At 59.3% G+C, this 22,264-nt stretch carries 20 protein-coding genes and 1 pseudogene; 14 read left to right on the forward strand and 7 right to left on the reverse strand.

All coding sequences use genetic code 11. The features are described 5' to 3' along the window. Nucleotides 1–74: 74 nt before the first annotated feature. Complete coding sequence (locus F7P80_RS06780) at nucleotides 75–833, reverse strand: SIMPL domain-containing protein (RefSeq protein WP_249041402.1); 759 nt, start codon at nucleotides 831–833, stop codon at nucleotides 75–77. A gap of 207 nt (nucleotides 834–1,040) precedes the next feature. Between F7P80_RS06780 and ompR the strand changes: the two genes are divergently transcribed. Further along, a complete protein-coding gene (ompR, locus tag F7P80_RS06785) occupies nucleotides 1,041–1,772 on the forward strand; it encodes an osmolarity response regulator transcription factor OmpR (RefSeq protein ID WP_054066264.1) in 732 nt (243 codons plus the stop codon). A gap of 64 nt (nucleotides 1,773–1,836) precedes the next feature. After that, nucleotides 1,837–3,303 (forward strand): sensor histidine kinase, encoded by a 1,467-nt coding sequence (locus F7P80_RS06790; protein WP_151043548.1) that lies wholly within the window; start codon nucleotides 1,837–1,839, stop codon nucleotides 3,301–3,303. 109 nt (nucleotides 3,304–3,412) lie between these two features. Here the strand turns inward: F7P80_RS06790 and ispF are convergent, their stop codons facing one another. Together ispF and ispD are read right to left on the reverse strand one after the other, a co-directional pair. After that, nucleotides 3,413–3,892 (reverse strand): 2-C-methyl-D-erythritol 2,4-cyclodiphosphate synthase, encoded by a 480-nt coding sequence (gene ispF / locus F7P80_RS06795; RefSeq protein ID WP_151043550.1) that lies wholly within the window; start codon nucleotides 3,890–3,892, stop codon nucleotides 3,413–3,415. Between the two features lie 45 nt (nucleotides 3,893–3,937). Beyond that, nucleotides 3,938–4,714 (reverse strand): 2-C-methyl-D-erythritol 4-phosphate cytidylyltransferase, encoded by a 777-nt coding sequence (gene ispD, locus F7P80_RS06800; protein WP_151043552.1) that lies wholly within the window; start codon nucleotides 4,712–4,714, stop codon nucleotides 3,938–3,940. A gap of 103 nt (nucleotides 4,715–4,817) precedes the next feature. Here ispD and mfd point away from each other — a divergent pair, with 103 nt between their 5' ends. The 4 genes and pseudogenes from mfd to F7P80_RS06825 all read left to right on the forward strand — a co-directional run bounded on the left by mfd (nucleotide 4,818) and on the right by F7P80_RS06825 (nucleotide 10,661). Next, nucleotides 4,818–8,294, forward strand: coding sequence for a transcription-repair coupling factor (gene mfd, locus F7P80_RS06805; protein ID WP_151043691.1), 3,477 nt, complete (start codon nucleotides 4,818–4,820; stop codon nucleotides 8,292–8,294). Between the two features lie 66 nt (nucleotides 8,295–8,360). Next, nucleotides 8,361–9,017: a hypothetical protein gene (locus tag F7P80_RS06810; RefSeq protein ID WP_151043554.1), complete on the forward strand. Its 657-nt coding sequence runs from the start codon at nucleotides 8,361–8,363 to the stop codon at nucleotides 9,015–9,017. A gap of 333 nt (nucleotides 9,018–9,350) precedes the next feature. After that, nucleotides 9,351–9,822 (forward strand): annotated as a pseudogene (locus F7P80_RS06820) (IS5 family transposase); the annotation flags it as partial. A gap of 248 nt (nucleotides 9,823–10,070) precedes the next feature. Continuing rightward, nucleotides 10,071–10,661, forward strand: a complete 591-nt coding sequence (locus F7P80_RS06825) for an ATP-binding protein (protein WP_151043558.1) — start codon at nucleotides 10,071–10,073, stop codon at nucleotides 10,659–10,661. Here the strand turns inward: F7P80_RS06825 and F7P80_RS06830 are convergent. Continuing rightward, nucleotides 10,622–11,420, reverse strand: a protein-coding gene (locus F7P80_RS06830) for an IS5 family transposase (RefSeq protein ID WP_428840856.1) whose coding sequence is annotated in 2 segments (ribosomal slippage) — nucleotides 10,622–11,150 and nucleotides 11,149–11,420 — 801 coding nt in all. Because the reading frame shifts where the segments join, the coding sequence is not laid out codon by codon here. The genes F7P80_RS06825 and F7P80_RS06830 overlap by 40 nt on opposite strands. Nucleotides 11,421–11,653: 233 nt before the next feature. Here F7P80_RS06830 and F7P80_RS06835 point away from each other — a divergent pair. After that, the gene (locus F7P80_RS06835) at nucleotides 11,654–12,514 is read left to right on the forward strand and encodes a class I SAM-dependent methyltransferase (protein WP_151043560.1); all 861 of its coding nucleotides are present in this window, start codon (nucleotides 11,654–11,656) and stop codon (nucleotides 12,512–12,514) included. Nucleotides 12,515–12,647: 133 nt separating this feature from the next. Continuing rightward, nucleotides 12,648–13,166 (forward strand): GNAT family N-acetyltransferase, encoded by a 519-nt coding sequence (locus F7P80_RS06840; RefSeq protein WP_151043562.1) that lies wholly within the window; start codon nucleotides 12,648–12,650, stop codon nucleotides 13,164–13,166. 721 nt (nucleotides 13,167–13,887) lie between these two features. Here the strand turns inward: F7P80_RS06840 and F7P80_RS06845 are convergent. Continuing rightward, nucleotides 13,888–17,007 carry an EAL domain-containing protein gene (locus tag F7P80_RS06845; protein WP_151043564.1) on the reverse strand — a complete coding sequence of 1,040 codons (3,120 nt, stop codon included), beginning with the start codon at nucleotides 17,005–17,007 and terminating at the stop codon, nucleotides 13,888–13,890. A 314-nt stretch (nucleotides 17,008–17,321) separates the two neighbouring features. Between F7P80_RS06845 and serB the strand changes: the two genes are divergently transcribed. The 3 genes from serB to F7P80_RS06860 are packed head-to-tail and all read left to right on the forward strand — an operon-like array spanning nucleotide 17,322 to nucleotide 18,872. After that, entirely contained in the window at nucleotides 17,322–18,035 is a 714-nt protein-coding gene (serB, locus tag F7P80_RS06850; protein ID WP_151043566.1) for a phosphoserine phosphatase SerB, read from the forward strand. Then, on the forward strand, nucleotides 18,001–18,282 hold the full coding sequence (locus F7P80_RS06855; RefSeq protein WP_151043568.1) for a hypothetical protein: 282 nt from the start codon (nucleotides 18,001–18,003) through the stop codon (nucleotides 18,280–18,282). The genes serB and F7P80_RS06855 overlap by 35 nt, the downstream gene beginning before the upstream one ends. A 47-nt stretch (nucleotides 18,283–18,329) precedes the next feature. Then, complete coding sequence (locus F7P80_RS06860) at nucleotides 18,330–18,872, forward strand: ABC transporter substrate-binding protein (RefSeq protein ID WP_151043570.1); 543 nt, start codon at nucleotides 18,330–18,332, stop codon at nucleotides 18,870–18,872. 65 nt (nucleotides 18,873–18,937) lie between these two features. On the opposite strand, the gene F7P80_RS06865 is transcribed toward F7P80_RS06860, so the two are convergent. Then, nucleotides 18,938–19,153, reverse strand: coding sequence for a DUF3820 family protein (locus tag F7P80_RS06865; RefSeq protein WP_054066274.1), 216 nt, complete (start codon nucleotides 19,151–19,153; stop codon nucleotides 18,938–18,940). A 178-nt stretch (nucleotides 19,154–19,331) separates the two neighbouring features. Between F7P80_RS06865 and F7P80_RS06870 the strand changes: the two genes are divergently transcribed. Both F7P80_RS06870 and F7P80_RS06875 read left to right on the forward strand, forming a co-directional pair. Further along, a complete protein-coding gene (locus F7P80_RS06870) occupies nucleotides 19,332–20,117 on the forward strand; it encodes a MetQ/NlpA family ABC transporter substrate-binding protein (RefSeq protein WP_054066255.1) in 786 nt (261 codons plus the stop codon). A gap of 185 nt (nucleotides 20,118–20,302) precedes the next feature. After that, complete coding sequence (locus tag F7P80_RS06875; protein WP_151043572.1) at nucleotides 20,303–20,608, forward strand: hypothetical protein; 306 nt, start codon at nucleotides 20,303–20,305, stop codon at nucleotides 20,606–20,608. Between the two features lie 21 nt (nucleotides 20,609–20,629). On the opposite strand, the gene F7P80_RS06880 is transcribed toward F7P80_RS06875, so the two are convergent. Then, complete coding sequence (locus F7P80_RS06880) at nucleotides 20,630–21,262, reverse strand: LysE/ArgO family amino acid transporter (RefSeq protein ID WP_054066253.1); 633 nt, start codon at nucleotides 21,260–21,262, stop codon at nucleotides 20,630–20,632. 71 nt (nucleotides 21,263–21,333) lie between these two features. Here F7P80_RS06880 and F7P80_RS06885 point away from each other — a divergent pair, with 71 nt between their 5' ends. Next, complete coding sequence (locus F7P80_RS06885) at nucleotides 21,334–22,263, forward strand: HTH-type transcriptional regulator ArgP (protein WP_054066252.1); 930 nt, start codon at nucleotides 21,334–21,336, stop codon at nucleotides 22,261–22,263. Nucleotide 22,264: the final 1 nt, after the last annotated feature.

A 22,264-nucleotide genomic window follows, 5' to 3' on the forward strand; every position in this document is an offset into this window, starting at 1 on the left:
AGAAAGCCTCTGAAGCAATTCAGAGGCTTTTTGGCTTCCAGCGCCCGTTCAGCAAGCGCTGACAGCTATGTTTTTTAATGCAACTGGATGGAGCCAGACACCTGTACCGTCACCTGTTCCTTGCCTGCCTCTACAGGCACGGGAGAGGCCATGTCGGCTTTCTCCGCCACGGCCATGACAAGACCTGCACGCTGCATGCGGGGGGCGTAGAAGCCGTCCTGCGTGTTCACATTGACCTCACGCAGGGTGTAGCCTGAAAACCCAAACTGCTTGGCCAAAAAACTCGCGCGCTGCTTGAACTGGCCAATAGCATCGGCCTGTGCCTGCTCCAGCACCTTCTGGCGACCTTCTCTGGAAAGTCCGAAACCCATGCTGGAGACCGCCATGTCCTGCACCTGTGCCGCAGCTTGGCTGATGCGGGCAAAGTCTCTGCCCTCCAGCACCACCTCGGCGCGACCCTGCCAGCCCTTGATCTTGCCCTGATCATCCTGGCGTGGGTACACGCCGAAGCTGCCGCTGTGTACCTGCATGTCCTGACCCTGCGCCTGAGGCTGCAGGCTGCGCAGCGCCGCCTCCACCACCTGCTTGAGCTGCTGCTGCACAACCGCAGCACTGCTGCCTTCACGCACAGCAGACAGCTGCATCTGCAGCCAGTCCTGATCCACTTCCACACTGCCCGATGCCGACAGCTGCACCACATTGCGCAATGGCTCTGCCTGCTGGGCATGGGCTGCAGTACCTGCGCCCGCTGCAGCGGCCATCGTGATCACTCCGGTCATCAGCACACGGCGTGGCTGGCGCAAAAAACTTGCGGACATTCGACCCAAAGACATAGAGGAACTCCTTTTCATGGAAGCAGGCACTCAAACGCCTGCAAACACCGCTAAAGCATGACAGACAAAGGCTTTTTTTCCGCGAAATCTGTTTTCGTCTTTTCGAAAGACATGTAACACTGTGTCAAACAATGACAAAAAGCGGAATTTTTTGCGCCAAGCTGGTCAGAATTAGCTCTGTTACAAATTGGACAAGGGGGAATATCCATGCCCACAACCACAAACCGTACCGACAAGATCCTCGTCGTTGATGATGATGCACGCATCCGTGATCTGCTGCGCCGCTATCTGACGCAGGAAGGCTTTGAGGTCATGATTGCAGAAGACGGGAAGGCGCTCAACCGCATTTTGTTGCGCGAGACCGTGGACCTCATCGTGCTGGATTTGATGATGCCCGGTGAAGACGGCCTGTCCATCTGCCGCCGTCTGCGTTCCGCCAACGACCGCACGCCCATCATCATGCTCACAGCCAAGGGCGAAGATGTGGACCGCATCGTGGGTCTGGAAGTCGGCGCTGACGACTACCTGGGCAAGCCATTCAACCCACGCGAACTGCTGGCGCGCATTCACGCCGTGCTGCGCCGCCGCCCCCCGGTGGAAGCGCCAGGCGCACCCTCGGGCGACAACGAAGTGGTCAGCTTTGGCCCCTTCACTTTCGACCTGGGCACCCGCGTGCTGCAGAAGAACGGCGAAGAGCTGCCACTGACGACAGGCGAATTCGCCATGCTCAAGGCACTGGTGCGCCACCCCCGCCAGCCACTGTCGCGCGAAAAACTGGCTATGCTGGCCCGTGGCCGTGAGTTTGAGCCCTTCGACCGCAGCCTGGACGTACAGGTTTCGCGCCTGCGCAAGCTGATCGAAGAAGACGCTGCCGCTCCACGCTACATCCAGACTGTCTGGGGTGTAGGCTACGTGTTCGTTCCAGACGGCACCAACTAAACTTTCTGGTTTGTTCTCTCCCAAGGCGCCTCGTGCGCCCTCTGCCCTCTTCTCCCGTCTCTTTATGTTTGCTGAAAGCACTCCAGCCAGTGAAAGCAGTGACGCACCGGAAAAGTCCAGCAAACACGCTCGTGTGGGCCTGAACCTTTTCTGGCGCACTTTTTTCCTTCTCGCACTGCTGCTGCTGGGCAGCATCCTGGCCTGGCTGCAGACCCTGCGCGCCCTGGAGTTTGACCCGCGCACGCTGCAGACGGCACAGCAGATTGCCTCTCTGGTGAGTCTGAGCCGCGCAGCGCTGCAGCACTCGGATGCCATCGCCCGCGTCTCCTTGATCAAGACCATGGCAGACCAGGAAGGCGTGCTTATTCGCCCCCGTGAGCCTTCCGACAGTTTTGAAGAGCTGCCGCCCACGCAACTGAACCTGCGCCTGGATGAGCTGCTGACCTCACGCCTGGGCGAAGACACCATTCTGGCGCGCAGCGTCAATGGCGAACCTGGCCTGTGGGTGAGCTTCACCATCGACAACGACCCCAACTGGCTGCTGCTCGATCAATCACGCTTTACCACCGCCAGCAGCCGCACCTGGCTGATCTGGCTGAGCACGGCGGGCATTCTGTCGCTGGCAGGCGCAGCCGTGATTGCCCGACTGATCAACCGTCCCCTCAAGCAGCTGAGCTATGCCGCCAACCGCGTGCGTGATGGCGACTTTGCGGCCAGCCACCTCGACGAAGAGGCGGTGACCAGTGAGATTCGCGAGGTCAACATCGGCTTTAACCGCATGGCGCAAAAACTGGCGCAGCTGGAGCAGGAACGCGCCGTGATGCTGGCCGGCATCTCGCACGACCTGCGCACCCCGCTGGCACGCCTGCGCCTGGAAACGGAAATGAGCGTGCATGACGATATTGCCCGCCAGCACATGGTGGCCGACATCGTGCAACTGGATGCGACCATCGACAAATTCCTGGACTACGCACGGCCTGACTTTGTCTCGCTCACCGTGGTGAACCTGCATGCTGTGGTGTCGTCCTGCGTCTATGCCGTGCAGAACCACCGCGAGCTGCAGATCAGCATGTCGATTCCGGATGACATCTATGTCATGGCGGACGAGATCGAACTGGCCCGCGTGATCTCCAACCTGCTGGAAAACGCCCGCCGCTACGGCAAGACCGTGGACACCGAAACCACCTATGTGGACATCACGCTCAAGACCCGTGAAAACTGGGTGCTGATGCGCATCCGCGACCACGGCCCCGGTGTGCCGCCCGACCAGCTGGCACGGCTGACCCAGCCTTTCTTCCGTGGTGACTCTGCACGCACGGCGGCAGCGGGTGCGGGTCTAGGCCTGTCCATCGTGGACCGCACCGTGCAGCGCATGGGCGGCATCTTCACCATCACCAATGCCAACGGCGGCGGTCTTGCAGCCAACATCCAGCTGCAGCGTGTGACCGATGTGCCCACCGGCCAGGACCCCAAGCACCGCCTGCAGCGCCCCCAGGTCAAGCGCCACCTGCCGCCTGATAACACCATCTGAGCCAGGCTCACCCAACAAAAAGCCCTGCATGCCATCTGGCACACAGGGCTTTTTTATGCATCAAAAGTGCCTCCAGGAAAGATACAGCAAGCGCTGACAGCTATATTTTTCAGGGCTTGTAGATCAGCGCCACGGCATTGGCTTCCATGGCCTGCAGCTCACCGACCGGACCCATCTTCTCTGCCGTCTTGGCCTTGACGTTGACCTGCTCCACACTGATCCCCACTGCCTCAGCAATGCGCTGCTGCATGGCGGGAATGTGTGGTGCCAGCTTGGGCTTCTGGGCAATCACAGTGCTGTCGATATTGCCAAACTCCCAGCCTTTTTCACGCACGCGGCGCGCGGCTTCCTGCAGCAGCACGAACGAGTCTGCCCCCTTGAACTCCACGGCCGTGTCCGGAAAGTGGCGGCCAATATCACCCATTCCGGCCGCACCGAGGATGGCATCTGTGATGGCGTGCAGCAGCACGTCAGCATCGGAGTGACCGAGCAGCCCCTTGTCGTGGGGAATCTCTACACCACCAATGATGAGCTTGCGCCCCTCCACCAGAGCATGTACGTCCCAGCCTTCGCCAATACGAAAATTCATAGCTATTTGCGCAGTACCCTTGCGGGTTTGCGGCCAATTTGATGATTAATTCGAAACAACCTGCTCCGCCACCTGCCTGCGCTGCTGCAGCACGGCTTCGGCCAGGGCAAAGTCATCGGGATAGGTCACTTTAAAGTTCTGCGCACCGCCAGGTACCAGCTTGGGCCGCAGGCCCATGGCTTCCATGGCACTGGCCTCATCCGTCGCTGCAGCCCCCATGCGCTGCAGCGCCTGCAGCAGCACGCCAATGCGGAACATCTGCGGCGTCTGTGCCAGCCATTTGTCGCTGCGGTCTACGGTGGCTGCCACACGTGCGCTGCCGTCTTCCATCATGGCAGCTTTGAGCGTATCAGGCAGCTTGTGTGCCAGCAGGCCGCCTACGCTGTCGCTCTGGCAGGCATCGATCAGCTGGTTAATCTGCTCCGAGGTGACCAGGCAACGCGCTGCATCGTGTACCAGCACCCAGTCCTCTTCTGCGGCACCACGCGCCAGCAACACCTTGAGGCCACCCATGACGGTGTCGGCCCGGGTTGCGCCACCGCACGGCACATGAAACCAGGATGGACTGGCATAGCTGTCCAGAAACTGGTCGCGCGGAGCCACCGCCACCAGCGTTGCCGCCAGACGCTGCACACCAGCGAACGCCGCCAGCGTATGCAGCACCAGAGGCTGCCCGGCAACGGGGTGGTACTGTTTGGGCAGATCGGGCGTGGGCGCACCCGCAGGAATGGCGCGTGCACCAACACCGGCACACGGAATCAGGCCCCAGAAACGCCCCTGCGCGGACCATGGCACATTGGCGGCGGCTAGCAAGTCAGTCATGCGCCGCATTCTAAAATCGACGGCTTCGCTCCAGCGGCAGCTGGTCACATTCCCGCGCTTTTTGCAGGCTCTGCGCCTGTCGCACTCAGAAACTTCTGCGCCCATGGACTTGCCCAAACTCTCGCCCGGTAAACGTTTTGCCCTGCCCATGCCCGTTGGCAGTGCCGATGCACTGCTGCTGGCACGTCTTGCCGAACGCGAAAAAAGCGCTGGCCGCCTGACGGTCATCGTCACTGCTGATGCCAGCGATGCGCAGCGCCTGATCGACGAAATGGCCTTCTTCGCGCCCGAGCTGCGCACGGCCCTGTTCCCTGACTGGGAAACCCTGCCCTACGACACTTTCTCTCCACACCAGGATCTGATCAGTGAGCGCCTGGCTACGCTGTGGCGCATTCGCCAGCGTGACCATGAAAGCGGTGCCGACGTGGTGCTGGTGCCTGCGACCACGGCGCTGTACCGACTGGCCCCTCCGTCTTTTCTGGCGGGCTACACCTTTGAGTTCAAGCAAGGCCAGAAGCTGGACGAAGCCAAGCTCAAGGCCCAACTGACGCTGGCGGGCTACCAGCATGTCTCGCAAGTGGTCAGCCACGGCGAATATGCCGTGCGCGGCGGGCTGATTGACCTCTTCCCCATGGGGTCGCCCGTGCCCTACCGTGTGGATCTGTTCGATGACGAGATCGACACCATCCGCACCTTTGACCCGGACACCCAGCGCAGCCAGGACACCGTGCCTCAGGTACGCCTGCTGCCCGGGCGCGAATTCCCCATGGATGAGGATGCCCGCGCCAAATTCCGCCACCGCTGGCGCGAACTGCTGGAAGGCGACCCCACACGCAGCCGCATCTACAAGGACATGGGTGCGGGCGTTGCCACGGCCGGTATTGAGTACTACCTGCCGCTGTTCTTTGACGACACCGCCACGGTGTTCGACTACCTGGGCGAGGATGCCACCCTGGTGCTGCATGGCGAGCTGGAGCCTGCCTTCCAGCGCTTCTGGCAGGACACCAGGGAACGCTATCGCCTGGTGCAGGGCGACCCGGAGCGCCCTGCACTGCCACCCGAAACCCTGTTTCTGAACGCCGAGCAGTTCTACGCCTGCGCCAAGCCCTACCCACAGCTGGCCCTGCGCCCCAAGGTAGACGATGTGCCAGACAGCGCCTGGTTCCAGACCCTGCCTGACCTGTCCGTGGTACGCGGTGCGGAAGACCCGCTGCAGCGCCTGCAGGCCCATGTGCGCAGCGCAGGCCGCCGTGTGCTGGTGCTGGCTGAAAGCGATGGTCGCCGTGAAAGCCTGCTGGACTTTCTGCGCTCTTCGCACCTGAACCCGCCTGCATTTGACTCGCTGGCGGAATTTCAGGGTGAAGACAGCGAACCCCTGGGCATTGCCACCTCCAACCTGATGCGCGGCTTTGCATGGGTGGAAACGGGCATTGACTTTGTTACCGAGACCGAGCTGTTTGCCTCTACCTCCGGCAGCACGCGCCGGCGCAAGAAGCAGGAACAGGTCAGCGATGTGGACGCGCTGATCAAGGACTTGTCCGAGCTGAAAGTCGGCGACCCGGTCGTACACAGCCAGCATGGCATCGGCCGCTACCACGGCCTGGTGAACATGGATGTGGGGCAGAAGAACGAAGACGGCACGCCTGCGCTGCAGGAGTTTCTGCACCTGGAATACGCCAAGAATGCCGTGCTCTATGTGCCCGTCAGCCAGCTGCACCACATCAGCCGCTACACCGGCGTCACCCCCGAATCTGCACCCCTGCACAACCTGGGCAGCAACCAGTGGGAAAAAGCCAAGCGCAAGGCTGCCGAGCAGGTGCGCGATGCAGCCGCCGAGCTGCTCAACATCTACGCCCGCCGCGCTGCGCGTGAAGGCCATGCCTTCCGTCTGAATGTGCAGGACTACGAGCAGTTCGCCCAAGACTTTGGCTTTGAAGAAACGGCTGACCAGAAGGCGGCCATCCATGCCGTGATTCACGACATGCTCAGCCCCCAGCCCATGGACCGTCTGGTCTGCGGCGATGTAGGCTTTGGCAAGACCGAGGTCGCCCTGCGCGCCGCCTTTGTGGCTGCCATGGGCGGCAAGCAGGTGGCCTTCCTTGCCCCCACCACCCTGCTGGCCGAGCAGCACTACCAGACGCTGGTGGACCGTTTCTCCAAGTGGCCCATCCGGGTGGCGGAAGTCTCGCGTTTTCGCACCACCAAGGAGGTCAATGCCGCACTCCAGGGGCTGGGTGAAGGCTCGGTGGACATTGTGGTTGGCACGCACAAGCTGCTGTCCAGCTCCGTGAAGTTCAAGGATCTGGGCCTGCTCATCATTGACGAGGAACACCGGTTTGGCGTGCGCCACAAGGAGGCCATGAAGGCCATGCGTGCCGAGGTGGATGTGCTCACGCTCACAGCCACCCCCATTCCGCGCACCATGGGCATGGCGCTGGAAGGCCTGCGCGATCTGTCCGTGATTGCCACTGCACCGCAGCGCCGCCTGGCCATCAAGACCTTTGTGCGCAGCGAAAGCCAGGGCGTCATCCGCGAAGCCGTGCTGCGTGAGTTCAAGCGTGGCGGCCAGGTCTACTTTCTGCACAACGAGGTGGAGACCATCGAAAACCGCCGCCAGGCGCTGGAAGCCATCCTGCCCGAGGCACGCATTGCCGTGGCCCACGGCCAGATGCCCGAGCGCGAGCTGGAGCGCGTCATGCGTGACTTTGTGGCCCAGCGCTACAACGTGCTGCTGTGCTCCACCATCATCGAAACCGGTATTGACGTGCCCACGGCCAACACCATCGTCATCAGCCGTGCCGACAAGTTCGGTCTGGCCCAGCTGCACCAGCTGCGTGGCCGCGTGGGCCGCAGCCACCACCAGGCCTATGCCTACCTGATGGTGCCGGACGTAGAAGGCCTGACCAAGCAGGCCCAGCAGCGCCTGGAAGCCATCCAGCAGATGGAAGAGCTGGGCAGTGGCTTTTACCTGGCCATGCATGACCTGGAAATTCGCGGCGCGGGTGAAGTGCTGGGCGAAAACCAGAGTGGCAACATGATGGAAATCGGCTTTCAGCTCTACAACGAAATGCTGGCCGAAGCCGTACGCAGCCTCAAGAACGGCAAGGAGCCTGATCTGCTCTCGCCCATGGCAGCCACCACGGAAATCAATCTGCACGCGCCAGCCCTGCTGCCCAACGACTACTGTGGCGATGTGCAGCTGCGCCTGTCGCTCTACAAAAAGCTGGCCACCGCCAAGACCACAGACCAGATTGACCACCTGCTCGAAGAAATCGTGGACCGCTTTGGCAAGCTGCCCCCACAGGCGCAGACCCTGATCGACACCCACCGCCTGCGTGTGCTGTCTGAGCCCTATGGCGTTGCCAAGGTGGATGCAGCGCCAGGGGTGATCAACATCACCTTCAAGCCCAATCCGCCGATTGACCCGATGCAGATCATCAGCCTGATTCAGAAGAACAAGCACATCAAACTGGCAGGCAATGACAAGCTGCGCATTGAGCGCGAGCTGCCCGACCCCAAGGCCCGCGCCCAGATGGTGCGCGATGTGCTGCGCAGCCTGGGCACACCGCTGAAGGCTTGATGCAAGACATGCACCACCTGTGGCCACAGGTGGTGCAAACCACTGCGGCGCGCGCACAATCGCCTCATGCTGGAAATTGCCCTTCTTGTTATTGCCCTGCTGACTGCCCTGCTCATGCGCCCCTGGCGGCTGCTGGCCCACCGCAAGCCACTGGTCACGCAAGCGCATGGCGATATCTCCCCACTATGGACGCCGCTGCTGGCCACGCTGGTCATGCTGCCCTGGCTATGGGCCTTGCCTACGCTGCACCAGATGCCGCTGCAGATGCAGTGGTCCGGTGCATGCCTGGTCATGCTGTGCCTGGGCTGGCCGCTGGCCATCCCCACGCTGTGCGCTGTCGGAGCCATTGCCTGGCTGGCTTCACCTGCGCTGGAAGCCACGGAAGCCCTGCGCCTGACCGTGTGGCACGGCCTTATCCCCGCCACCTTCGCCATGCTCTGGGGCGTGCTGCTGCGCCGCTGGCTGGGCACACGCATCTTTGTCTATATCTTTGGCCGTGGCTTTGTGGGCACGCTGCTGAGCCTGTTTGCCGCTGGCCTGCTCTCTGCCGCACTGGGCCACGCCCTGCCCGGTGTGCACGAAGACCTGAGCCAGATTGCCCGCTGGCTGATGGCCTGGGGGGATGCCGTAATTACCGGCATGCTCTGCGCCGTATTTGTGGCCTATAAGCCGGAATGGCTGGCGACCTGGTCGGATGATTTGTATTTGTATGGGAAGAAATAGGTTGGGGTGCGGTGGTGATTGGGGGAGTGTCTGCGTTCGGCCATGACCCGACATTCGCTCCACGGGCACAATGGAGCCAACAGCGGTCCTTCGTCAATCTGAATAGGCTTCACTAATGGTTCATCTCGAACGGTCTGTGGCAACGTTGCGCATCATGGGTGACGAACTAGTGCCTGAGGAAATTTCGAGGCTACTCAGTGCAATGCCGACGTCAGCTCATGTGAAAGGGCCGCAGATTCCTTCGATCCCATCGGGCCGCATTGGCACGAAGAAATCTGGCATGTGGCGTCTAAGAGCGTGTTTGCGATCTTGTTTGCCCCGACAACCTGGTGTGTGAAAAGACAGAAATACGCCAGCGACATTAGCCGTGAGAAGTTTGCAGAAATTGAGCCAGAGTTGCGCAAGGTACGCCGCAGGACCAAGCCTGCCACGCTTGATTTGTATGAGGTGTTTTGCGCAGTGCTGTACCTGCTGAGAACCGGTTGCCAGTGGCGCTATTTACCCCCTGACTTTCCCAAATGGCAAAGTGTTTATGCCTATTGGCGCAAATGGAGCAAGCCCGACGAACATGGCATCAGTGCCTTGGAGCGGGCACTTAAAAAATCGGGTTGGCGTGGCCCGACGCAGGCAGGGGCGCAGCGAATCGAGCACGCTCGTGATTGTTGATGCGCAAAGCGTCAAAAACACGGACACTGCGGGCTTTAAGGGCTATGACGCGGGCCAGAAAGTCTCGGGCATCAAGCGCCATATTGCGGTGGACACACTTGGCCTGCCTCATGCCATTGCGGTGACGACAGCCAGAGTCTTCGGAGAAACTGTCTGATCTGCTCTTTTGTTGCTCTGCATGCATTTCTTCTCCTGCAACGGAAAACGTGTTGGCCCTGACGACAGAAAGAGTCTCGTTCCCTTACCGTAGAAAAGGGCGGAGGAGGGATGCGGATGGATAAGCCCGTAAGGGCTGTGCAGTGACGACAGGCGCCAAGGTGGTATGACCTAGCCAGAGCAAAGCGTCGGCCAAGTCATACCGCAGCAACTAGTAGTGAAGGAGAAAGGATGATTGATACACCTAAGATCTACATAGTCGGTGCATCCTGCTCGGGGGTTTCAACCCTTGGGGCGGCATTGTCGCGGCGAATGGAAGTACCGCAAATAGACGTAGATGACTTCTATTGGATGCCTACCGATCCGCCGTACACGGTCAAGCGTGCTCCCGAAGACCGAGTGAGGTTGATAGCAACTCGCCAAAAGGAAGCTGAAGGATGGGTGTTGACCGGCTCGTTTATGGGATGGGGAGACACACTGATCCATGCCGTGGATTTGATTGTGTTCATTTACACCCCTGCGCATATCCGTCTTCAACGCCTGGATGAGCGTGAAGCTACACGGCACGGAAATCGCATATGTCCGCGAGGCGACATGCACAAGACACATTTGGAGTTTCGAGAATGGTCATCGAGTTATGACGATCCCCTATTTAGTGGGAGAAGCCGTGCGCAGCATGAACGTTGGCTTAGCGAGCAAACAGCCCCCATTCTTAGACTGGCAGGAGAAAAACCCTTGCGGGAACTGGTGACCGCTGTAGAACGAACGCTGTCAGAACGTGTTTACGATCTTCGTAGAAGCAGAGCAACAAAGACCAAGTGAATGAACTGCAAGCTGGTGTTGAGCCAGTGTTCGCAGTTCTTCCATAACCGTCGATTCTTCTCTAGCCATGCAAAGCTTCGCTCAACTATCGAGCGTTTGGGCATTACCTCAAATCTGTGAAGCTCGCTGCGCTTTGCAATCTGCACTTGCACATGCTCGCCCAACAACTGCTTGACGCCCATGGCAAAGGGGTTGCCGGTATAGCCCGCATCGGTGAGTCCCCCCTGAACTGCACTCAAAGAAGCCTTGCAGCGCTCAAACGCTTGCAAAGCACCTTGGCGATCTGTCACATTGGCTGTCGTCACCGCAATGGCATGAGGCAGGCCAAGTGTGTCCACCGCAATATGGCGCTTGATGCCCGAGACTTTCTGGCCCGCGTCATAGCCCTTAAAGCCCGCAGTGTCCGTGTTTTTGACGCTTTGCGCATCAACAATCACGAGCGTGCTCGATTCGCTGCGCCCCTGCCTGCGTCGGGCCACGCCAACCCGATTTTTTAAGTGCCCGCTCCAAGGCACTGATGCCATGTTCGTCGGGCTTGCTCCATTTGCGCCAATAGGCATAAACACTTTGCCATTTGGGAAAGTCAGGGGGTAAATAGCGCCACTGGCAACCGGTTCTCAGCAAGTACAGCACTGCGCAAAACACCTCATACAAATCAAGCGTGGCAGGCTTGGTCCTGCGGCGTACCTTGCGCAACTCTGGCTCAATTTCTGCAAACTTCTCACGGCTAATGTCGCTGGCGTATTTCTGTCTTTTCACACACCAGGTTGTCGGGACAAACAAGATCGCAAACACGCTCTTAGAACCGTAGCGCAGGATATGTCGCTTGCGGTCAAGCTGAAGCAGGCCTATACCTCGGAGCCCATATTGGCGCTCGGTCACTTTGTTGGTCCACAGCTGAGGGCATACCTCGAAGCTGCTGCCTCTTGACCCTGACGTTACGTCAGGCCTGAAAGTACTCCTTTCGTTGAACTAACAACAGGAGTATTCCAATGAAATTCACTGGCTGTCCAAGCCCCTCGGCCATGCGTGTCGCCACTTCACGAGCAGCGCACCAGATTCTCGAAAGCGACCTGGTATTCAAGGACCCCTTCGCCATAGCGTCTTTGGGAAGCGCCAATGCTGCATCACTGATGCGCGAACCAATGGTGCAAAACGATGTCCCGTCACGCTCCATGCGGGCGGGCATCGTAGCCCGCTCACGATTCGCGGAAGACTATTTGCTGAAAGCCATTGCCAACGGGACTGTGCAATACGGCGTAGTCGGGGCAGGTCTGGATACATGGGCACTGCGCAGTGCGTCCACGCTTCCTGCCGTCACCACGTTTGAACTGGACCAGCCTTCAATGCAGAAATGGAAGACAGACCTTTATACAGACAACGGATGGGCTCAGCCCGCAAGCCTGCGCTATGTAGCCACCGATTTGCGGGAGATGACCAGTGTTGATGGTCTTCTCGCAGGTGGAGCAGACCTTGCCAAGCCTGTCAGCCTGTCTGTGCTGGGGGTGCTCGTCTACCTTTGCAACGATGTGGTTGAGCGCGAGATTGCTGCGTTACAGCAACTTGCTCCAGGCTCCACCGTTACGCTGGACTACCGCCTGGATGAGGCCCAACTGCATCCTGTGGAGCGAGTCATGATGCAGTTCACGGCCAGCATGATGGCTGCGGGAGGCGAGCCGTGGCAATCATCTTGCACGCCGGAGCGCATGCGTGAACTGCTGTCATTTGCGGGCTTTGAAGTCGATGAAGACTTGGGGCCGACAGAACTCAACGCCCGCTATTTCGCGGGCCGCAGAGATGGCTTTCAGATTGCAGGCGGCGGCTTCCGTTATCTGAGTGCGGTCAAGCGATAGACTGACCAAGAGCATCTGTACAGTTTGCGTGCAGATGCTACCCCACAATCGTTGTGGAGGACTGCACCTCACTAAAGTGCCTGGTTCACTGGCGCGGGTGCAGCCTTCCAATTGACCGGTCATTTCCGCCCACATGTTCATTCGTGTTGCCACCCTTGAGGACGCGGCATATTTGCCGCGAATCGAAAAGTCCGCCAGCGAGCTCTATCGAGCTATCCCCCATTTGGATTGGCTGGCAGCTGGCCAGGTCATCGCGCGGGCTGAACATGAGCGGCTCATTCTCAAGAGAAGCGTTTGGGTCGCTGAGACATCGCAGGACAACCTGGTCGGATTTTTGAATGCCGAAGTTTTGAATCATGAGCTTCACATATGGGAGCTTTCTGTTCATGGCGATTGGCAACGACAAGGTGTTGGCACGGGACTGCTTCGCAGCGCTTACCAATATGCGGTGGAGACCGGCTTGGCTGCGCTGACGCTGACGACTTTTAAAGATGTTCCGTGGTGTGCGCCGGCGTATGCAAAATTCGGGTTCAAACCCGTGATGAACCCCGTCCTGCATCTTCGAGATGCGCTGAGTGCCGAGGCTGCTCACGGTCTCCCAGTCGAGCGGCGAGTGGCAATGCGTTTGCCCATAACGAGGCCAGAACAATAACTTGGACGTAGGCAGTCTTCATGCCGGAGGCGGCTTAGTTCACCATGAGTGCCCACAGTGGTACAGACTTAAAGCATTAACGTGACAGCGGCTTGGAGGCTCCTGCAACTCCCACACCGGTGCCGCTGTTTGGCGAACTGTGGGAGCGGCTGCTGTTGTCGGTGATGGGGCTGGGCTTTACAGCGCTCGGCCTGTACATGCGCCGCTAGTGATGGCGTGACGATTGCAATGCAGCGAAAGCTGCGCCTATAGCTGGCAGTAATTGATGGCCGCTGGCTTTTTAGAGCACTAGGGAGTCATGTCCTTGGTGCTTTTTTGTGGGCACCGGGTACGGGCTGAATGACCGCTTTGGTGCAAGACGAACTTCCGGTTTGGGTCGAGAGCAGGCTTTCAAACAGAGCGACGCCGCTTGCTACCACCCCGCGCGCGCAAGCGTCGCGCGTGATCAAAATAAAAAATCAAATTTCCGGCGGCTGCCTGAGCGGAGCGACGTAGGAGCGAAGAGAGTTTCGCCGGGCAGTGTCGCAGACGCGCTTTTTGGTCTCCACTCACATTGCTTCGCAATATGAGTTCCGCCCCGCACAAGCGCGAAGGGTACTTTTTGTCGCGCACAAAAAGTACCTCGCCCGCCGGTGCGACGAACCGGCCTCTGCCCTCAAAAAAGACTGCAGAGGTTCGATTCCCGCCCCTCACCACACTCAACACTCAAAAATCCCCTGCCTTACCCCTCCTGCAATAACTCCCGCCCGCCATTGACCTTCTGCACCAGACCCACAAACTCGTCAGCGGGCACGGCCTTGCTAAATAGCCAGCCCTGATAGGCAAAGCAGCCATTGGCCTCCAGAAACTGGCGCTGCGCTTCGGTTTCCACGCCTTCCGCAATCAGCTGCATCCCCATTTCCTGACCCAGGCTGATGGTGGTGCGCACCAGGGTTTCATACATTTTGCTGCCCGGAATTTCGACAATAAAGCTGCGGTCGATTTTCAGCTTGTTCACATGCAGCCGCCCCAGGCGGGCCAGCGAGGAATAGCCGGTACCAAAGTCATCCAGCGCCAATGAAAAGCCCGCCTGCGCCAGCGTACAGAGCTGGTAGTTGGTCAGCTCCGGGCTTTGCATGGCGGCGCTTTCGGTGATTTCCAGCTCCAGCAAGTGCACAGGGCAGTGGTGGCGCTCACAGGCAGAACGGATTTTTTGCACCAGGTCTTCCTGCCGGAACTGGTAGGGAGACAGGTTGATGGACACCTGCAGGTCCATACCCATTGCATGCCACTGTGCAATCTGGCGGCATGCGGTTTCCAGCACCCATTCCCCCAGCGGCAGAATCTGGCCCGAGGCTTCTGCCACCGGAATAAAGCGGCCTGGTGAGACAGGACCCAGCTCCGGGTCATCCCAGCGCAGCAGGGCTTCGGCACCAACGATGCGGCCTGTCGCCGTCTCTACCTGCGGCTGGTAGAACAGCTTGAATGCACCTTTTTCCACCGCAGAGCGCAGGCGCGCCTGAATGTGCATGTGTTCGTTCGAGACAGCGCCCATATCCACGCAGTAAGCCATGCCTGTGCCGCGCCCGGCAGCTTTGGCCGCGTACATGGCGACATCGGCATGGCGCAGCAAGGTGGCAGCGTCTTTCACATCCTCCGAGTACATGCGGTAGCCAATACTGGCCGAGGGCGTAAATTCCTGGCCATGGATCAAGACGGGCTCACTGACCACCTGAAGCATGCGCTCGGCGGCAAGCCGCAGCGGCTCCTCCTCATGCACATTCACCAAAATGGCTGCATATTCATCACCGCCCAGCCGCGCCACCGTGTCCCCTGCGCGCAGGGATCGGCTCAGGCGCTGGGCCAGTTCATTGAGCAGGTAGTCGCCCTGATGGTGGCCAAAGCTGTCATTGACCACCTTGAAGTTGTCCAGGTCCAGCAGCAGCACGCCAAAGCAGGAATGCTCGCTTTCAGCGCTTTGAATTTCTTGTGTGAGACGTTCCAGAAACAGGCTGCGGTTGGGCAGGCCAGTCAGTGCATCGTGCGTGGCCAGATGGCGCAGACGTTCTTCGTTTTGCTTGCGTTCGGTAATGTCACGCACAATCGCCACAAAGTGCGGCCGCTCATCGTTGACCACGTACTGCACAAATGCCTCCACCGGCACGAGCTGGCCATTTTTGTGGCTGTGCATGGTATCCAGCCTCACCACGCGCTGGCTGCCATCGAGCAAGGGCTGCAATGCTTCGCGAAGATCCGCTTCTGTGTAATAGGGCTTGATGTCGTAGGGGTGCATGGTGAACAGCGCTGACTTGTCATAGCCCACCTGTTTCAAGGCCCCTTCGTTGGCATAGAAGAAGGTCAGATCTTCGGCATCAAACATGTAGACGCAGTCCAGCGTCTGGTCCAGCGTGTCGCGGAACTGGCGCAGCTCCTGCTCGGCTTTTCTCTGCGCCGTAATGTCGGACTCAATGGCCATGAAGCCTTGCAGCTGCCCACTGTCACCGCGCATGGGCGAGCAGCTGATGCGTACCCAGTAAGCGCTGCCGTCTTTCTTGTAGTTCTGCACTTCCACTTCAAAGCCTTCGCCACGCGCCAGCGCGTCACGCATGGTGGCGGCAGCTTCTGTCTCGACGGCCGGATCCCGCAGTATCTGGCCAGGCTTCTTGCCAATCAGCTCCGGCAGCGTATAGCCCGTCATGCGGGTAAAGCCATCGTTGATCCATTGCACATTGCCTGCGGTATCGGTGATGACCACACCGTTGGTGGTTTCGCTGGCCACACGGGACAGGCGCGAAAGCTCAGCCTCCACCTGGTGCTGCTTCTGGTGAATGCGCATTGCCGTGACCAGCTGCCCGATGGTGCGTACCAGCGGCTCCAGGTAGTCCAGCAGCTTCTTGCTGTAGCCGCCTGGCCGGTTAGCTAGGCCAAACATGGCCAGCATTACACTGCCCTGCATGACCGGCACACCAAGAAAAGCATGGAGTGCCGGGTGCCCTGCGGGCAGTTTTCCACGCCAGGGGTCTGTGCTGGGGTGGTTCACAATCACCGGCTCACGCTGCAGCAGTGCAGCACCGAACAGTGACTGCAGATTGATAAATTCCAGGCCCTGCGGTGCGTGCTTTTCGTAGAAAGCACGTGTTTCCTCGCTCCAGGCAATATTGGTGATGGCGTAGGTCTTCAGAAAAGGCGTGCCATCCGCGTGATAGCGCACTTCGCCAATAAAGCCATATTCGCTGTCTGTCAGCTGCAGCAGGCCATGCAGCAGACTGTCAAAAGCCTGGCGGCGTGCATCCTCCTGAATGAACTGTGACTGCGCCTGACTGATGACCTCATTGAGCTTCTGGGTCATCTGCAGCGCCTGGCTCTGGCGTAGCAGGTCGATGTTGTGAATTTCGGCTTCCACGCAATCAGCCAGGCCTCGCAGAATGCAGCGCTCTTCAGCCGTCAGCCGGCGGGGGGTATCAGCAATCACACACAGCGTGCCAATCCGGTAGCCATCCTGTGTGGACAACGGCGCTCCGGCATAGAACCTGATGTGCGGCGGGCCAACGACCAAGGGGTTGTCCGCAAAGCGTTCATCAGCGCGGGCATCTTCAATTTCCAGAATCTCGCCATCCAGAATGGCATGGGCACAGAAAGACACATCACGCGGTGTTTCACACACCTCCAGCCCCTGATGGGACTTGAACCACTGCCGTTTCGCATCTACCAGGGAAACCAGCGCCACTGGCACATGCAGCACCTGCTGCGCCAGCTTGGTAAGCCGCTCAAACCGCTTCTCTTCAGCGCTATCGAGCAACCCGGTGCTGACCAGTGCTTGTACGCGTTGTTCTTCGTCTGCAGGTAATGAAGCAGGCCGCATTCAGTGTCCTTGTGAAACCGTAGCACTCTCTGGACCAAACGCCAGAGATTTTTTCTGAGGGCGCGAGTTTACGGTCAGATACAGTTCGTCTTTCTCCGGGAGTGGCTGGATATAGGCGGTTTTCTCCTGCCTTTGTGACCTGCGTCGAACTGCAAGGCGGTAGAGAAGCACCTTGCGGCGCGCCAGCAAAGCTGGGATGCAGCAGCTTATGCACCGCTGCACTTCCTGGCACTGCAATCCGGCTGATAATTCTTCCGTTGCCCCGTTCCACAAGGCCCGGGGCTGCTTGTGCAACCCATAGCTCTTTGCCCTCCATGCCTGCTTCCACCGAATTTGCCCCCGGTCTGACCATCCAGAACATCACTGCGCCCCAGAAGCTCAGCGACTACAAGCTGATTGCTTTTGACATGGACTCCACGTTGATCACGATTGAGTGCATCGACGAAATCGCAGATGCCACTGGCAAGAAGAAAGAAGTCGCAGCCATTACCGAAGCCACCATGCGCGGCGAAATCACCGACTTCAAGGACAGTCTGCGCCAGCGCGTGGGCAAGCTGGTTGGCGTGACCGAGGCAGACATGCAGCGCGTGCTGACCGAGCGCCTGAAGCTCTCGCCCGGCGCTGAAACACTGGTCAAGGCAGCCAAGGCCGCAGGCCTGAAGGTGCTGTTGGTCTCTGGTGGCTTTACCTTCTTTGCAGAGCATGTGCGCGGCCTGCTGGACATCGACTTTGTGCGCGCCAATGTGCTGGAGATCAAGGACGGCGTGCTGACCGGTGGCCTGGTCGAGCAGCCCTGGGGCGATATCTGCGACGGTGCGGAAAAGCGCCGCACACTGCTGGAAGTCGCCTGCCTGCTGGGCATCCAGCCTGAGCAGTGCATTGCCGTGGGCGACGGCAGCAATGACATACCCATGATGCAGGCTGCGGGCCTGTCCGTGGCCTACCACGCCAAGCCCCGCGTGCGTGCGGAAGCCAAGGTCTGCATCAATGAAGGTGGCCTGGACCGTCTGCTGGAAATCCTGCAGTAAGCCTGCTACTGAAACACCTAAAACAATAGCTGCCAGCGCTGATGAATACTGGACTTTGAACATTAATCATATTCAAAGTATTGATTCTCAAGCGCTGGCAGCTATTTTTTATGGAGCGGCCATAGGCTGTGTCTACAATGTATCGCTCGCACCGCTAATAAACACTCATATCACACCTGTGCGAGATCTTTTCAGCCAGACGGACCTGCAAAATTTTGGGAACTTCTGGCTTGCAATTGACTTCTGAGCCCCCATGTCACAAAGACCTCCGGCATGCCATGCATGGTCCGGTCCATGACATCACTTTTTTTCGATCTCCTCTTTTCAGGAACTGCAGTGAACACTTCTTTCCGCACCACCGCTTCTGTGATCGCCGTAACCATCGCCGCACTGGCCGCGCCTAGCCTGGCCCATGCCAAACGCATGGGTGGTGGCAAGTCGGTGCGTCCCGCTGCCATCAACAAGGCCCCAGCCAAGCCAGCAACACCTGCACCCACAGCTGCTGCCAAGCCTGCTACTCCTGCCACCCCCGCAAGTGCTCCTGCAGCCGCCGCAGCACCTGCTGCCCCCGCCGCTGCTGCTGCACCCGCAGGCTCTGGCCTGATGGGCACCATGGCTGCCACCGCAGCCGGTGCTGTTGTGGGTACCGTGGCTGGTAACGCCATTGCTGGCGCTTTCAGCGGCAGCGATGCTGACGACAAGGCAAAGGCCGAAGCAGAAGCCAAGGCCAAGGCGGAAGCCGAAGCCAAGGCTGCTGAAGCCGAAGCTGCCGAACTGCAGAAGAAGCTGGACGAAGCCAAGGCCAAGGCTGAAGCTGCGCGCGCTGCTGCCATGTAATCTGGCTGGCGCCACAAGCTCCAACCACAACGCCCCGCAGGCATACGCCGCGGGGCGTTGTGGTTTCAAGGCCTGCGCTTGAGTGGCTCCAGCAGCCCCTTGAGGCCGTTGTGATCGAGCTCATGCATCAACGCCAGCAGACGGCCCACAGAGCCCGGCGGAAAGCCTTCACGTGCAAACCATGCCAGGTAGTTGCCGGGCAGATCACAGATCAGCCGATCCTGGTACTTGCCAAAAGGCATGCGGGTGGTGACCAGTTTTTCCAGATCTTCAGGCGTCACTCCGCGCTCCAATCGCCAGATATCGCATAAAAACCACTTTCCTTATAACCAAATTCACAAAAATTAGTTGGCAGGCTGCGCTGCGCCGCTACACTTGAAGCCTTCCCTGCTAGCGTCATTGTGCTTTCAGGGCTTGGTGTAACGCGCTTTTTTTCTGTCACAGGAACTGAAAACCATCATGTTGAAGAAGACCCTGACTGCCGTGGCCATTGCCACTTTAGCCCTCTCTGCCCACGCTGCTGACGTTCTGAAGGTGGCCGCTACTGCCGTGCCCCACGCAGAAATCCTGAACTTCGTAAAGCCCCAGCTCAAGGCCGAAGGCATTGAACTGCAGGTGCGTGAATTCAGTGACTACGTACAGCCCAATGCCGCCGTCGAAGACAAGCAGCTGGACGCCAACTTTTTCCAGCACCAGCCCTATCTGGACAGCTACAACAAGGACCGCAAGAGCAGCCTGGTGCAAGTGCCTAACGGCAAGGTGCACGTAGAGCCCTTTGGCGCCTACTCCAAGAAGGTCAAGAGCGCGGCTGAGCTGAAGGACGGCGCCACCATCGCCATTCCTAACGACCCCTCCAACGGTGGCCGCGCCCTGTTGCTGCTGGCCAAGCAAGGCCTGATCGAGCTCAAGGACCCCAGCAACCTGACCGCTTCGGCGCTGGACATCGTCAAGAACCCCAAGAAGCTCAAGTTCAAAGAACTGGAAGCGCCTTTGCTGCCCCGCGCACTCGATGATGTGGACCTGGCCCTGATCAACACCAACTACGCCATCGAAGCCAAGCTCAACCCCACCAAGGATGCGCTGTTCATCGAAGACGCTGATTCGCCCTACACCAACATCGTGGCCGCCCGCAAGGACCGCGCGGATGGTGCCGACATCGCCAAGCTGATGAAGGCGCTGCACTCGCCCGAGACCAAGAAGTTCATCGAAGAAAAGTACAAGGGCGCTGTAGTACCTGCGTTCTGATCCGCACGCACACCGTTCCTGACACCCAGCGCTGCCCACGGGCAGCGCTTTTTTGTGGCGAAAACAGCCTGCCCTTTGAGACATGGCAAACATGCCAAATTTGAAACAAGAAGTTTAATTTGCAGCAAATTTATGCTGTCATGATTCAGGCTTCTTATTCAAATTTTGCAGACACCCACCGCCCTATGAGCGACACCCCCATTCCTCTGGACAAGGCCATCACCCAAGGCATGAGCGAAGTCACGCGCAGCCGCACCCTGGCGCTATACCAGCAACACGTTCAAACCAACAGTGAACGCCTGCTGGCGTTTCGTGGCGATGTGGCAGAGCGCCACCAGTACGACAAGATCAAGCCCTTGCTGACCAAGGCCATCACTCAGGGCAATATCGTCATCATTGAAGGGGTGAGCCAGAAGAGCGGCGAAACCGCGCACTACCAGATCCTGGGCAACCAGTGGAATCTGCTGGAAGTGCTGGCGCGCCTGAACTAAGCGCTCTGCTGTGCTGCGGCTTTAGAGCCCCTGCCAGACCCACCAGGCCAGGGTCAACATCATCACGCCGGTCAGGCCATCGAGCACCCGCCACGCCGCTGGTCTGGCAAACAGACTGCGCATGCGCTGGGCCGCAAAGCTCAGCAATCCGAACCACGCAAGGCTGGCGCAGGCTGCTCCCAGCACAAACAGCCACTTCAGATGCCCTTCCTGGCGTGCACCAATGGAGCCCACGAGCAGCACAGTGTCCAGATAGACATGGGGATTAAGCAAGGTAATGACGGCCAGCGTGCTGATGACGCCCAGCAGCCCGCGCGATGCGACCTGGCCACCATCAGCCACCACCTGCGCATCAGGCGCTGTAACCATGCGCCACAGGGCAAACAGGCCATAGCCCAGCAAAAACAGCACGCCTCCCATGCCCAGCCACCAGGCCCAGTCTGGGTGGCGCGCCAGCAAGCTGGCCATGCCCGCCACACCCAGGCCAATAAGCACAGCGTCAGAGATCACACACCAGGCCACGCAGGCACGCACGTGCTGGCCCTTGACGGCCTGACGCAGCACATACAGGTTTTGCGCACCGATCGAGATGATCAGCGAAAAACATACGGTAAATCCAGCCAGCCACGCAGCCGTCATATTTGCATTCCACATGCCCCTGATTCTCAAAGGCTTGCAAACATAAGTAAAATTAAAAAACCTCTATCAAATTAAGTTTTACTAACATGCTCGACTACGCTGGACTGGAAGCATTGGCCGCTGTGCTGCGCGAAGGCAGCTTCGAGCGCGCGGCGCGCAAACTCCACGTCACCCCTTCGGCCATCTCCCAGCGCATCAAGCTGCTGGAAGAGCGCGTGGGTCAGGTGCTGGTCATGCGTGGCTCCCCCTGCACGGGCACGGAAGCCGGCCGCCGCCTGTGCCTGCATGTGGAGCAGGTCGCCCTGCTGGAAAACGAGCTGCGCCGCAACAACCCCGAACTTGTTCCCGAAGGTCAGGTGGCACGCCCCACGCTCAAGCTCGCGGTCAATGCCGACTCGCTCAACAGCTGGTTTGTGGATGCCATGGCCGACTTCACCCAGGGTGGCAATGAGCTGCTGGACATCAGCATTGACGACCAGGACCACACCGCCAAGCGCATCAAGGAAGGCGATGTGATGGCTGCCGTGACGGCCACCTCCAGCCACATCACCGGCTGCAATATCTGGCCACTGGCCAATATGCACTACGTGGCTGCAGCCAGCCCGGAATTCATGGCCCGCTATTTTGGGGAAACTGGCGTGACCCCGCAGACGCTGTCGCAAGCCCCCATGCTGACCTATGACCGCAAAGACGCCATGCAGGACAAATGGCTGCACCAGCAAGGCGTTGCTGCACGCAATACACCGCCACGCCACTGGGTACCTTCCGCCCACGCCTTTGTGCGCGCAAGTCTCTCCGGCATTGCCTGGGGCATGCACCCTACGGTGCTGATCAAGGAACACCTGGAAAACGGCACGCTGGTGGAGTTGGTACCTCACAGCGGTATTTCTGTGCCACTGTACTGGGCACATGCACGCAATGCCCAGGCCGGGCTGGAGCGCCTGACGCAATGCGTGATCAATGCGGCCCAGTCCTGGCTGGACCCCATAGACCCCAAGACCGACACCCGCTCGTAAA

The sequence above is a fragment of the Comamonas kerstersii genome (assembly GCF_008801935.1).
Classification (GTDB): domain Bacteria; phylum Pseudomonadota; class Gammaproteobacteria; order Burkholderiales; family Burkholderiaceae_C; genus Comamonas; species Comamonas kerstersii.